The 12,435-nt window shown below is 36.5% G+C and carries 11 protein-coding genes; 5 read left to right on the top strand and 6 right to left on the bottom strand.

Annotated elements, in window-relative coordinates; translation table 11 throughout:
- Positions 1 to 50 precede the first annotated feature (50 nt).
- Entirely contained in the window at positions 51 to 1,967 is a 1,917-nt protein-coding gene (locus LZZ90_RS03125; RefSeq protein ID WP_237789240.1) for a transglutaminase domain-containing protein, read from the top strand.
- Positions 1,968 to 1,970: 3 nt separating this feature from the next.
- Entirely contained in the window at positions 1,971 to 4,115 is a 2,145-nt protein-coding gene (locus LZZ90_RS03130; protein WP_237789241.1) for a DUF3857 domain-containing protein, read from the top strand.
- A gap of 40 nt (positions 4,116 to 4,155) precedes the next feature.
- Here LZZ90_RS03130 and LZZ90_RS03135 read toward each other — a convergent pair whose 3' ends face one another.
- Positions 4,156 to 5,112, bottom strand: a complete 957-nt coding sequence (locus tag LZZ90_RS03135; RefSeq protein ID WP_237789242.1) for an ion channel — start codon at positions 5,110 to 5,112, stop codon at positions 4,156 to 4,158.
- Positions 5,113 to 5,162: 50 nt separating this feature from the next.
- On the opposite strand from LZZ90_RS03135, the gene LZZ90_RS03140 reads away from it, so the two are divergent.
- A complete protein-coding gene (locus LZZ90_RS03140; RefSeq protein WP_237789243.1) occupies positions 5,163 to 5,627 on the top strand; it encodes a YdeI/OmpD-associated family protein in 465 nt (154 codons plus the stop codon).
- 48 nt (positions 5,628 to 5,675) lie between these two features.
- On the opposite strand, the gene carB is transcribed toward LZZ90_RS03140, so the two are convergent.
- Both carB and rpmH read right to left on the bottom strand, forming a co-directional pair.
- Entirely contained in the window at positions 5,676 to 8,528 is a 2,853-nt protein-coding gene (gene carB / locus LZZ90_RS03145; RefSeq protein ID WP_237789244.1) for a carbamoyl-phosphate synthase large subunit, read from the bottom strand.
- 99 nt (positions 8,529 to 8,627) lie between these two features.
- Entirely contained in the window at positions 8,628 to 8,789 is a 162-nt protein-coding gene (gene rpmH / locus LZZ90_RS03150; protein WP_008464848.1) for a 50S ribosomal protein L34, read from the bottom strand.
- 236 nt (positions 8,790 to 9,025) lie between these two features.
- Between rpmH and LZZ90_RS03155 the strand changes: the two genes are divergently transcribed.
- Positions 9,026 to 9,541 carry a DUF2892 domain-containing protein gene (locus LZZ90_RS03155; protein WP_237789245.1) on the top strand — a complete coding sequence of 172 codons (516 nt, stop codon included), beginning with the start codon at positions 9,026 to 9,028 and terminating at the stop codon, positions 9,539 to 9,541.
- 146 nt (positions 9,542 to 9,687) lie between these two features.
- A complete protein-coding gene (locus tag LZZ90_RS03160; protein WP_237789246.1) occupies positions 9,688 to 10,401 on the top strand; it encodes a TlpA disulfide reductase family protein in 714 nt (237 codons plus the stop codon).
- Here the strand turns inward: LZZ90_RS03160 and LZZ90_RS03165 are convergent.
- The 3 genes from LZZ90_RS03165 to LZZ90_RS03175 are packed head-to-tail and all read right to left on the bottom strand — an operon-like array spanning position 10,390 to position 12,325.
- Positions 10,390 to 10,755, bottom strand: coding sequence for a sulfite exporter TauE/SafE family protein (locus LZZ90_RS03165; protein WP_237789247.1), 366 nt, complete (start codon positions 10,753 to 10,755; stop codon positions 10,390 to 10,392). The genes LZZ90_RS03160 and LZZ90_RS03165 overlap by 12 nt on opposite strands.
- Before the next feature lie 8 nt (positions 10,756 to 10,763).
- Positions 10,764 to 11,654 (bottom strand): lytic transglycosylase domain-containing protein, encoded by an 891-nt coding sequence (locus LZZ90_RS03170; RefSeq protein ID WP_237789248.1) that lies wholly within the window; start codon positions 11,652 to 11,654, stop codon positions 10,764 to 10,766.
- 14 nt (positions 11,655 to 11,668) lie between these two features.
- Positions 11,669 to 12,325, bottom strand: coding sequence for an alpha/beta hydrolase (locus LZZ90_RS03175; protein WP_237789249.1), 657 nt, complete (start codon positions 12,323 to 12,325; stop codon positions 11,669 to 11,671).
- Positions 12,326 to 12,435: the final 110 nt, after the last annotated feature.

The following is a 12,435-nucleotide window of genomic DNA, read 5'->3' on the forward strand; positions in this document are numbered from 1 at the left end:
AAAGGTTTTTTATTTTTAATTAATTAAATTCGCGTACCAAATTGTAATTTATGCGAATAAAACTACTTATTACTTCTTTGCTAATCAGCACAATTGGATCGGCACAGAAGAATTTAGACCCTACACCCGAAGACATTTCACTGGCAAAATCCATTCGTGAGAAAAACAACAAAGCCGATGTTGCCATCTTAAACAGTAATGAACTCGTAACTTTTGATTTGAATTCAAAAGAAGGCAAAGTAATAGTTAACCATTCCATTAAGGAAAAATGGATGAACATTAACCATCGTGCCGACATCCGTAAATATGAATTTTACGACAGTCAATCGGAAATTGAAAGTTTTGACATTAAATTCCGAAACGATAAAAAAACAAATTTCTATGTTACAGACGAATTTTATAAGAGCGAAGACTTATTCTATAACGATGCCCGAATAAAATACACTACCATAGATTTTCCGGTTCAAGGCTACACCTACAATTATAACTTTGAAAAGAAATACAAGGATGTAAAGTACTTTACCAGCATATTTTTCAATGATGAATATCCTGTAATAAAAAAGCAGGTTACCATTGAAGTTCCAAAATGGTTGGAATTGGAAATTAAGGAATTCAACTTTAAGGGTTATAAAATCAATTTAAACAAGGCTCCTAACGATAAATCTGAGACTACCACTTACACTTACACTATTGAAGAACTTCCGGCCAGCAGTAACGAATCCAACACGCCAGGGCCGAGTTATCTTTATCCTCATATCTTGATAATTGCAAAATCATACACAAAAGACGGCAAAAAAAACACCTTGTTTAATTCTACAGCCGATTTGTATAAATGGTATAAATCATTGGTAGACACAATGAAAGAAACACCAGATGCTTTGAAAGAAAAAGTGGAGGCCTTAACTAAAAACGCCAAAACCGACGAAGAGAAAATCAAAAAAATTTACTACTGGGTTCAGGACAACATTCGTTACATCGCTTTTGAAGATGGAATTGCTGGTTTTAAACCCGACGAGTCGCAAAACGTTTTCCAGAAACGTTACGGAGATTGTAAAGGAATGGCCAATTTAACCAAACAAATGCTTAAACTTGCCGGATTTGATGCACGATTGACCTGGATTGGAACCAAAAGAATTGCTTATGATTATTCAACTCCTTCGCTTTCGGTTGATAATCACATGATTTGTACGCTTTTCCACAACAATAAAAAGTACTTTTTGGATGGAACCGAAAAATTCAATTCATTTGGAGAATACGCAGAACGCATCCAAGGAAAAGAAGTTTTAATTGAAAATGGCGACAATTTTTATGTTGAGAAAGTTCCTGTTGCAAATTCTTTAAGCAATTCAGAAACCTTTACTTCTATCTTGAAAATTGAAAATGAAATGCTTGTTGGAAAAACCAACACGACTTATGCAGGAGAAAGCAAAGCATCCTTTTTACACAGTTTCAACAACATCCGCAGCAACAACAAAGAAACTGCATTAATGGATTATTTGTCGGACAGCGATAAAAACAATACCATCAGCAACATTAAAACTTCCGATTTGACAAATAGAGACGGAAAAATAAGCATCGATTATGACATCAAATTAAACAATAAAGTATCGGCTTTTGATAACGAAATTTATGTAGATCTGGATTTCAAAAAAGAATTCTCAAAACTAAGTTTAAAAGACCGCAAGTGCGATTTTGAATTTCCTTACAAAGAAAATTATTCTGCATCCATAAAACTGGAAATCCCTGCAGGATACAAGGTAACCAAATTACCTGAGCCCTTATCCATATCAACGGAAAACTACAAAGTAAGCATTACTTGCCAGCAAGTTGGAAATGAAATCGTTTACAGCAAACTCTTCGATTTTAAAAACGGAACCATCAAAGTTGATGAATTTTCGCAATGGAATACATTATTGGATAAAATCAATAAAATATACAACGAACAGATCACTTTAACCAAATCATAAACCATGACCAAAAAACTATTATTATTCTTACTGGTTGCTTTTTCTTTAAACGGTTTTTCTCAGGACAAAGAGGAAATTAAGGATTTCTTCTGGGGAAAAAACGACGATTACAAAAATGCCACAACAATTCCCGATAAATGGAAAAATGAATCGGCAGTAATTATCTATAAATATGAAGATTATGATTTTCATAAATTTGGAAAAAGTGTTACCTATCGTTCAGCTCTACGCAAAAGAATCAAACTTCAGGATTTGGCAGCGGTAAAAGAGTTTTCCGAGTTCAAATACACTGATAAATTTAGTTTTTACAACAATCAAACCCGAACCACTTTAGGGATTAAAATCATCAAACCGGACGGGAAGGAAATTGTAGTTGATGTTGAAAAAGAGTCTGTTAAAGAAGACAACAAAAAGAAAATAGCCATTCCAAATCTTGAAGTGGGTGATATTCTTGATATTTACGATTACAGCACCGAATCATTCGTATCCCATTTCGAATACGGATTTGAAGAAGTGGAAAAAACCTTGGGCGATACCCATCCTATTATGAATTACAAATTAACGTTTCAAACCGAAAATGATTTCTTTGTAAACTTCAGCACTTATAATGGCGGGCCTGAATTAAGGGAAATTCCACTAAACAAATCCAACGAACGCAAATACGAAATCGTTGCAACAGACATCGAAAAAAATGATTTTCCAAAATGGTTTTACCCGTTAGTAGAGCTTCCGTGCTATAAATTCCAGGTGTATTTTGCACGCTCCGGCAAGTTTGAAAAAAATGCTGATGCGTTTTTACCTGAAAAGGAAAACATCATTAAAAAGAGCGTTTCAAAAGAAGATGTACTAAACTTCTACACTAATAAATTCAGACCTCTAGGAAACTTAAGGGATATTGAAAATTTCCTAAAAGGAAAAACGTTTGCCACAACCGAAGAAAAAGTAAAAGCAGTGTATTTTTTCACCAGACATTACTATTTCACAAGGTTTTTTGAAGCAATTGCCATTCAAAAGGCCAACATCATGAGCCCGTTTGAATTCTATGAGCCAAACTCAATTATCTTACAGAGCGATACTGATTTTATCAACCATTTCATGGCTTTTTTAAAGGATAATAAAATCGATTACGATATTGTGGTGGCGACTAACCGTCATAATGGCCCTATAAAAGATTTACTGATTCAGAAAAATGCTTCGGTAATTTTAAAAGTACATGCGGAAAACCCTGTCTATATCGAGCACTTTACTCCTTTTTCAGATTTGGATAAAATTTCTCCGCAATTGGAAAACACAGAAGCTTACGCTCTAAAGGTGAGCAAGCGCAAAAAAGTGGTTGATGTTGAAGAAATCAAATTACCAATTTCCAGCTATAAAGACAATACTTCAAAACAAATCTCTACTTTGAAATTTGAAGAGAATTTTAATGGCTTTAACCTGGAAAGAGAGACACAATTAAACGGACACAACAAAGACGACGAACAAGGTAATAAACTGTATTTTTACGACTACGTTAATGAAGACTATCAAAAATACAGCACCAAACCTTTTATTGAACTTATCGGAAACAAGAAGAAAAAAGAACGTTACTCTAACGAATTTAACTCTTTAATCAACAAAATAAAAGACAAACAAAAAGAAGAATTCAAACAAACCGCTACACAGGAATTCGATGCCGAGGTTGAAAACCATAGTTTGGAAATTGTAAATACCGGACGTTTTGGAAAAACAACTCCGTTCGTTTATAAAGAAAAATTCAGCTGCAAAAACAACTGGATTAAAAAAGCTGGAGAAAATTATATTTTTGAAGCGGGTAAACTAATTGGTTCGCAAATCAACGTTGAAGATAAAGAACGAAAAAGAACTAACAATATTTATCAGGAATACCCGAGATCATTCGAAGAAGAAATTACGGTTGAAATCCCTGAAGGCTTTACAGCAACAGGATTAGACAAACTGAATAAGAAAGTAGAAAACGAAACAGGAGGTTTCATCAGTTCAGCTACTGTTGAAGGAAACAAAGTTCACATCAAAGCCTACAAATACTACACAGCCAGCTATCAACCTAACAGTAACTGGAGTAAAATGGTAGCTTTTTTAGACGCTGCTTACCAGTTCACACAAGAACGAATATTGTTTAAGAAAAACTAACAAACAAAAAGCCTTTTAGATATCTAAAAGGCTTTTTTAATTACAATTCGACAAATTCAAAATGATTCAGTTTGTCAATATATAGAAGCGTTTTATTACTGTCTTCACTTCTGGAAAACATGGGTAAAAATTTCGCACCGTGTACAAATTCATCAAAAGTATAAGAGGTACGCTTAACCACCGAGGTACTGAACATATCATCAAACACCTTCACATAAACCACAAGTTCACCCTTTCCTTGTTCAAAATCTTCTTTGGACAAATTATACAATGGGCTGTCTTCGGTTATCGGATGCACCAGTGTCCAGCTTAAAGTTAAAGCGTTGATGCGTTCCATTTCCAAATCAAGAGAATAGAATTTGTTAACCATTTGACCATTTTCTTCAATGCGCATTCCTAGAGTCATTCTTGCTTCTGCATCGGTTAAATTGGTGTTTTTATAGGGAGTCATTCTGAGCATTAAGGCTGTAATACCTTCATATGGAGCAATAATTGCATTTTCAGAAAAACGAATAAACGCTTTTGGTTTACTGAAACGCCCATAAAACAACCCCGTTGCAATTGCAAAACTCAACAGTCCGAAAAGCGCTTCAACAGAGGCCACAAAACTAGCCCAAAAACCAGTAGGACTTATATGCCCATACCCTACCGTTGTGAAGGTTTGCGCGCTGAAAAAAAACGCCTGTCCAAATTTATCCAAAGGATTATTTGCAGTAATACCGTTTAGGTGCTCAACTCCAATCAAGCAATAAATCGATGCAAAAAGCAGATTGACCAGCAAATAGAAAAACAATATGGTCAGCATGAATTTCCACCGCGGAACTACCAACATCGTATGATACCAACTAATGCTTTCCGCAAAACCGATGCCTTCTTTTTTTACATTGGCATCTCCATTTTTATCGATAAACCTTCCTCCGTAATTAGAAGCGCTGGTCCCGAAACCTGTGTTTACCTCAGTTTTTGCCCGAGAATTGATTCGTTTTAAAAAAGCCATAAGATGTTGCGTGTTTTTAACTAAATTGAACTATTCAAAGTTAATCGAAAATGAGGTATTCTTTTCAAGCTGAAATTTACAAAATCGGAATCAATTGGACGGTCGATGTTCCTCTGGAAATAACTGAAAAACTTAGCGTCAAAAAAGGCTACATCCGAATAAAAGGAACAATTAACGGTTTCGCATTTAACAAATCGCTCGTTCCGGTTAAAGAAGCTCCCTACCGCTTATTTGTAAATTTAATTATGATGAAAGGCGCGAAAACAGCTATTGGGCAAAGAGCAACCTTCTGCATCGAACAAGACACTTCCGATCCGGAAAAAGAATATCCAATGCCAAATCAGTTAGCCGAACAACTAAAAGAAAACCAACTTGAAGAAACTTTCAACAACCTAACCTTTTCCAGAAGAAAAGAAATCGTCCGGTATTTAAGTTTTATTAAAACCGAAAAAACGTTTCAACGCAACATTGAAAAAGTAATTGCTCAACTCAAAGAAATAAAAAAAACATCCTAATATCCTAAAATAAAAAAATCCCTCTGCCGAGGGATTTTTTTTATCATATTATCTGCTTAAGTACATTTTTCTTCTCGAATACAATTCGTAGAACTGATCGTCTTTCAAATCATCGATAAACAAAATGCTTTCCCCTGTCGATTTCATCTCAGGCCCTAAAGCTTTGTTAACGTTTTTAAACTTGCTGAAAGAGAATACCGGTTGCTTGATGGCAAATCCTTTCAATTGTGGATTGAAGTTAAAATCCGTTACTTTATTATGGCCTAACATCACTTTAGTAGCGTAGTTCACATAAGGTTCTCCATAAGCTTTCGCAATGAACGGTACCGTACGGGAAGCCCTTGGATTCGCCTCAATAATGTATACGATATCGTCTTTAATTGCAAACTGAATATTGATCAAACCAACTGTTTTCAAGGCTAAAGCGATTTTCTTTGTATGGTCTTTGATCTGTTGCATCACGAATTCCCCGATATTGAACGGCGGTAAAGTCGCGTTACTGTCACCCGAGTGGATTCCACAAGGCTCAATGTGCTCCATGATTCCAATGATATAAACATTTTCTCCGTCACAAATCGCATCGGCTTCTGCCTCAATAGCACCATCCAAATAGTGATCTAACAACAATTTATTCCCCGGAATCGATTTCAATAAATCAATTACGTGTTCTTCCAATTCCTGCTTGTTGATCACGATTTTCATTCCCTGACCTCCCAATACATACGAAGGGCGAACTAATAACGGGAAGTCTAACGAATCGGCTAATTTTGAAGCTTCTTCGGCACTTTCGGCGATACCAAATTTCGGGAATGGAATATGCAATTCGGTCAATAAATCTGAGAAACGGCCTCGGTCTTCGGCTAAATCCAAAGCATCGAAACTGGTTCCTAAAATTTTGATTCCGTATTTATTTAATTTTTCGGCTAATTTAAGTGCAGTCTGACCACCCAACTGAACAATTACTCCTTCCGGTTTTTCGTGTTGGATAATATCGTAGATGTGCTCCCAGAATACCGGCTCGAAGTATAATTTGTCTGCCGTATCAAAATCTGTGGAAACCGTTTCCGGGTTACAGTTGATCATGATGGTTTCGTAACCACATTCTGCAGCAGCTAGAACCCCGTGAACACATGAGTAATCAAACTCAATTCCCTGCCCGATACGATTCGGTCCTGAACCTAAAACCACTACTTTTTTCTTATCAGTTACTACGCTCTCGTTGTCTACGTAACGAGTACCATCGGGTCTTTGAATTTCCGCTTCAAAGGTTGAATAATAATAAGGAGTTTGTGCTTTAAACTCAGCGGCACACGTATCTACCAGTTTGTACACACGTTTCACGCCCATATCTTCACGCAACTTGTGCACCTGACTTTCCAGACAGCCTAGCATATGTGCAATCTGACGGTCACCGTAGCCTTTTTGTTTCGCTTCTAAAAGTAAATCTTTAGGAAGCGTGTCAATTTTATAATTGGAAATCTCTTTCTCTAAAGCGTATAATTCCTCGTATTGCTTTAAGAACCACATATCAATTTTAGTAATTTCATGGATTCTCGACAGCGGAATACCCATGGCAATCGCATCATAAATTACAAAAACGCGATCCCAGCTGGCATAGGTTAATTTTTCAATAATCTGGTCGTAGTTTGTATAACCTTTCCCGTCAGCTCCTAAACCATTTCTCTTAATTTCAAGAGATTGTGTTGCTTTGTGTAAAGCTTCCTGGAACGAACGCCCAATTCCCATAACCTCACCTACGGATTTCATCTGAAGTCCTAACGTTCGGTCGGCTCCTTCAAATTTATCGAAGTTCCAACGTGGGATTTTTACGATTACGTAATCCAAAGTTGGTTCAAATAAAGCCGAAGTGGATTTTGTGATTTGATTTTGTAATTCATCAAGTGAATATCCCAAGGCTAATTTGGTCGCAATTTTAGCAATCGGATAACCTGTCGCTTTGGATGCTAATGCTGAGGAACGCGATACACGCGGGTTGATTTCAATAGCCACGATGTCTTCTTTTTCATCTGGAGAAACCGCAAACTGTACGTTACATCCTCCCGCGAAATTTCCGATACTGCGCATCATCAAAATCGCCATGTCACGCATTCTCTGGAACGTTCTGTCGGAAAGTGTCATCGCTGGCGCTACCGTGATACTGTCTCCGGTGTGGATTCCCATCGGATCCATATTCTCGATGGTACAGATGATTACAACGTTATCGTTTTTATCGCGTAATAATTCTAATTCGTATTCTTTCCAGCCTAAAAGCGCTTTGTCAATCAAAACTTCATGGATTGGAGAAGCCTCCAGACCACGCGTTAACAAATCGTCGAAATCTTCTTTTTTATGAACGAAAGCTGCTCCTGTACCTCCTAGAGTAAAGGATGGACGGATTACCAAAGGAAATCCGAATTCCTGAGCAATTTCTTTTCCTTTTAAAAACGAGTTCGCTGTTTTAGCCGGCGCTACCGGAATATCGATTTTCTCTAACAATTGTTTGAACTGCTCACGATCTTCAGTAACGTTAATCGCATTTACATCTACCCCGATTAATCGTACTCCGAAATCTTGCCAAATTCCTTTTTCATCGGCTTCCAAACATAAATTCAAAGCAGTCTGCCCTCCCATCGTTGGCAATACCGCGTCGATTTGCGGGTGTGCTTTAAGGATTTCGATAATCGATTTTGTAGTAAGCGGCTTTAAGTAAACATGATCGGCCATAGAAGGATCCGTCATGATGGTTGCTGGGTTCGAATTGATTAGGATAACTTCGATTCCTTCCTCACGTAATGAGCGTGCAGATTGTGATCCCGAATAATCGAATTCACAAGCTTGCCCGATTACTATGGGTCCCGAACCAATAATTAAAACCGATTTAATTGAAGTGTCTTTAGGCATTGTGTTGTGTTGTTGTATGTTGCGTAAAAATTTATCAAAAAGGTACAAAAAAAGCGTTACCGATAAAAAGTAACGCTCTATTTATGATTTAAAAAACCATTATTTTTTGTGTCTAGGCTCAGATGAAACCGTTAACTTATGTCTTCCTTTAGCTCTTCTGCGTGCTAATACTTTTCTTCCGTTAGCAGAAGCCATTCTATCCATGAAACCGTGTTTGTTTCTTCTTTTTCTTTTCGATGGTTGAAACGTTCTCTTACTCATTGCTTTTATCTTTAAATCGTGATTTTAAATTGTTCAGCTTTGAATTTACTTGCTTCAAAACCGAGTGCAAATATACAAAGACTTTTATTTCTGACAAGTCCTTTTTAAAAAAAAATTCTCTTAAAGAACTTTATTTGCACAAGAGCCTTAAATATAAAGCGGTCATAGTTTATAAAAACTAATTTCGGCGACTCGTTTCTATTTATTACATTTGCAAACCTAAATACAAAAGTACTATGTTTCATAAAAATATCAAACTTGTTTTAGCCGGATTAATTATCGCATTGGGAATTTGGCAATTCACAGAAAACAATATCGGAAACGGGATTTTCCTATTACTTTTCTCCTCAATTTTCATCTTACTTTATTTTAAAAATGAATTCATCTTGTTGGCATTTTTCCAATTAAGAAAGCAAGATTTCGCTGGAGCTCAAAAATGGCTGAATTATATTAAAAACCCAGAAACCGCTTTAGTGAGAAAGCAACAAGGATACTTCAACTACCTGCACGGTCTAATGAATTCACAAACCAATTTATCCGCTGCTGAAAAATATTTCAAAAAGGCAGTGGAATTAGGCTTAAGTATGGATCAGGATTTAGCCTTGGCTAAACTTCAATTAGCAGGAATTGCCATGACTAAACGCAGAAAAGTTGAGGCGACCAACCTACTGAATGAAGTTAAAAAACTTGACAAACAGAACATGTTAAAAGATCAGGTAAAAATGATGAAAGATCAGTTGAAAAAAATATAACAACCGGTTAACCTACAATACACTAAGCGCTTTTCGAAGCGCTTTTTTTATTTGCAAGCCTTACATCGGATAATTATGCAGCTTATCGGTAAATCACGTTTTTTGGCGATTAAAACCGTAACTTTACCGACCTAAAAACAAAGAAGATGCGGAAATTCTACTTATTTTTTCTAGCATTTAATCTTCTATCTTTTACACTTTTTGCACAAGATAGCGCGCACGCTTTGTTTTCCTACAACATACGCAAAAACATAAGCCCTTACATAAAAAATTCAAACGCCGCTTACGAGAAAGGAAATACCGTATTAGGGGAAAAGCTATTCGATTCATTAATTCACAACCATTTAATAGGAACCAAATTCGATAATTTCGCCCTAAAACGATTACACAAAAACAAACTACAGCTAAACACCATAAAAAGGCCGATTTACTTACTCACTTATTCTTCTTGGTGCGTGCCTTCAAAAGGAGAAATTCCGGCATTGAATAAATTGGCTAAAAAATACGAGAAAGACATTCAACTTGTTGTAGTGTTATGGGACCGAAGACATGATATGAAAAGAATAGCCCAACGTTTCAGTTATCGCATCGAAGTTTGTTATGCACACGAAACTTATCACAAAGACAGCTACACCGTTTCTACCTTAAAACATACTTTAGGCATCCCTACTACTTTTTTAATTGATCAAGATATGAATTTGATTGACATAAGAAGAGGCGGGATCAATCCAGGACCAAAAACAACTTATCTCGAATCATTCAACATCAACTATAGTCGATTTCAGGATGGATTGAATGTTTTACTCCTCAACGAAAACACCTTTCAATCACGATTGGCTTCTCACGGACTATTTCCCTAAAATCATTTTTCCGGCGATGAGCAACAAAATTACACCAAAGATTTTTTTAAGCATTTTTTGATCGATACTGATGGCAAGTTTACTCCCTAAAAAGCCTCCGAGAATAAATACCGCTGAAATAATTATTGCATACTTCCAGTTGATGTAACCTTCTTTGTAATAATTCATTACCGCAAGTAAAGTAACCGGAGGAAGCAAAGCCGCCAAACTAGTTCCCTGCGCCTGATGTTGTGTAAATCCTAAAAGAACCAAAAGCGGAACAATAATAATTCCGCCACCTACTCCAATCAATCCGCTTAAAATACCGGCCAGTAAACCGATAACCATTAAAGCCAAAACCAATGTTACACTCATCTTTCCCATTATTTTGTATATCCTTCTAAAGGAATCTGAATTGTATATACTTTATTAGGTTGCACAACCAGTTTTTTATCACGCAGCCACGGATTGTGAATTTTCAATACTTTATAATTAACCCCTTGACTTATAGCAAACTGCGCCAAATCATCAATATTTGCGGTAACCTCCACTTTTTTGGTTGGAATTAACGGATACATAACGCTTTTCGGCATTACATAACCATATTTTTCATTGTTTTGCATAATTTCCTTCAATGCTAAAATCCTGAAAACATAACGATAAGTCTCATCATTTAATAACAAATCATAGTAATCGGCAACTTTTTGTTCGTCCATCATTCTTAAAATTCCATTTAATCCACCATTATATGAAGCGGCTGCCAAGGTCCAAGTTCCGGATTTTTCTTTTGCTTTCAACAAATATTTACAAGCCAACTCAGTAGATTTTTCAAGATGATAGCGTTCGTCTACCACATCGTTTACCTCCATACCCAATTCTTTGGCGGTTGCCGGCATAAATTGCCAAACACCTTTTGCTCCGGATGGCGAGGTCGCATTGATCAATCCGCTTTCAATTACTGCCAAGTACTTAAAATCATCCGGCACTCCGTATTGCTTCAAAATCGGCTCAATTACCGGAAAAACACGATTTGCCCTTTTGATTACCAACTCGGTAGTCGCATGAAGATTAATATTCACTGTTAATTCTCTATCTAAACGCTCACTAACATCAGCCAATTGCAATGGTACTTTTTCACCACAAAAATCCATTTCTACCGGAAGTGATGTATGTACATAGGAATGTGTTGTTTTAGTACTTGTTGTTGCATAGATAAACAATCCGCTAACAGCCAATACACCGGCTATGGCAATAGTTTTTTGAATCAGTTTCATAATATCAGCTTTAATTATTCGGTTATTATTCTAGGAAGGTTTTCATTCAGCCATTTTGCTTTGAACAATATCATGGCATGCGTCCCTCCTTTTACTACTATGCAGTTTCTAATATTTTTAATCGGAAAAACAGAATCCATATCCCCGTGAATATGAATCACATTCGGATCAATTTTCTTACGGTCCCAAAGCAAAACGTGCTCGATTGCCCAATCTAAGTATTTTTTATCGTTTACCGAAAGGTATTTTTTATACAATTCAAGCCGCTCTTTAATTTTCTCGTTGAGGCCGTATTTTAAAAGAAACTCCACATTGGAAAACATTCGTGTGGGAATCAATTTGTAGGCTTTGGTGTTTTTAGCGATTTTCATCCGCAGAGGAAATTCCATTTTGCATTTCACACTGGAAATAATAATGGTTTTCTGTACCGGAATAAGCTGGGCCATTTCCTGCACTAAAATCCCTCCAAAAGAAACCCCGATTAAAACCGGATTCTCATGGGCAATTTTCTTAACCATTCGTTGGGTGTACATTTGCAGCGTTTCCTTCTTTTCGGGCATGTCCCATTCTAAAAGATGTACTTCGAATTGCTCTTCGGGAAGTTTGATCCTCTCAAAAATTTTGGAGCTAGCCGCCAAACCCGGCATAAAATAAACATGGATTCTACTCATTACAAACGTTTTAACGCTTCATTATCAGCATTTCTGACATTTTTTGCCGAAATTTGCATATAAAAATAACGCATTACAAACGATTTCGCAACGCGGGTCGCTCTTAAATT

Source organism: Flavobacterium sp. SM15 (assembly GCF_022012335.1).
Classification (GTDB): domain Bacteria; phylum Bacteroidota; class Bacteroidia; order Flavobacteriales; family Flavobacteriaceae; genus Flavobacterium.

What these genes read in the sequence shown, in the direction of transcription:
- LZZ90_RS03135 (WP_237789242.1), bottom strand. Translation starts at nt 5,112, where the DNA reads ATGGCTTTTTTAAAACGAATCAATTCTCGGGCAAAAACTGAGGTAAAC.
- rpmH (WP_008464848.1), bottom strand. Translation starts at nt 8,789, where the DNA reads ATGAGTAAGAGAACGTTTCAACCATCGAAAAGAAAAAGAAGAAACAAA.
- LZZ90_RS03160 (WP_237789246.1), top strand. Translation starts at nt 9,688, where the DNA reads ATGCGGAAATTCTACTTATTTTTTCTAGCATTTAATCTTCTATCTTTT.
- LZZ90_RS03175 (WP_237789249.1), bottom strand. Translation starts at nt 12,325, where the DNA reads ATGAGTAGAATCCATGTTTATTTTATGCCGGGTTTGGCGGCTAGCTCC.
- LZZ90_RS03125 (WP_237789240.1), top strand. Translation starts at nt 51, where the DNA reads ATGCGAATAAAACTACTTATTACTTCTTTGCTAATCAGCACAATTGGA.
- LZZ90_RS03170 (WP_237789248.1), bottom strand. Translation starts at nt 11,654, where the DNA reads ATGAAACTGATTCAAAAAACTATTGCCATAGCCGGTGTATTGGCTGTT.
- LZZ90_RS03165 (WP_237789247.1), bottom strand. Translation starts at nt 10,755, where the DNA reads ATGAGTGTAACATTGGTTTTGGCTTTAATGGTTATCGGTTTACTGGCC.
- carB (WP_237789244.1), bottom strand. Translation starts at nt 8,528, where the DNA reads ATGCCTAAAGACACTTCAATTAAATCGGTTTTAATTATTGGTTCGGGA.
- LZZ90_RS03140 (WP_237789243.1), top strand. Translation starts at nt 5,163, where the DNA reads ATGAGGTATTCTTTTCAAGCTGAAATTTACAAAATCGGAATCAATTGG.
- LZZ90_RS03130 (WP_237789241.1), top strand. Translation starts at nt 1,971, where the DNA reads ATGACCAAAAAACTATTATTATTCTTACTGGTTGCTTTTTCTTTAAAC.
- LZZ90_RS03155 (WP_237789245.1), top strand. Translation starts at nt 9,026, where the DNA reads ATGTTTCATAAAAATATCAAACTTGTTTTAGCCGGATTAATTATCGCA.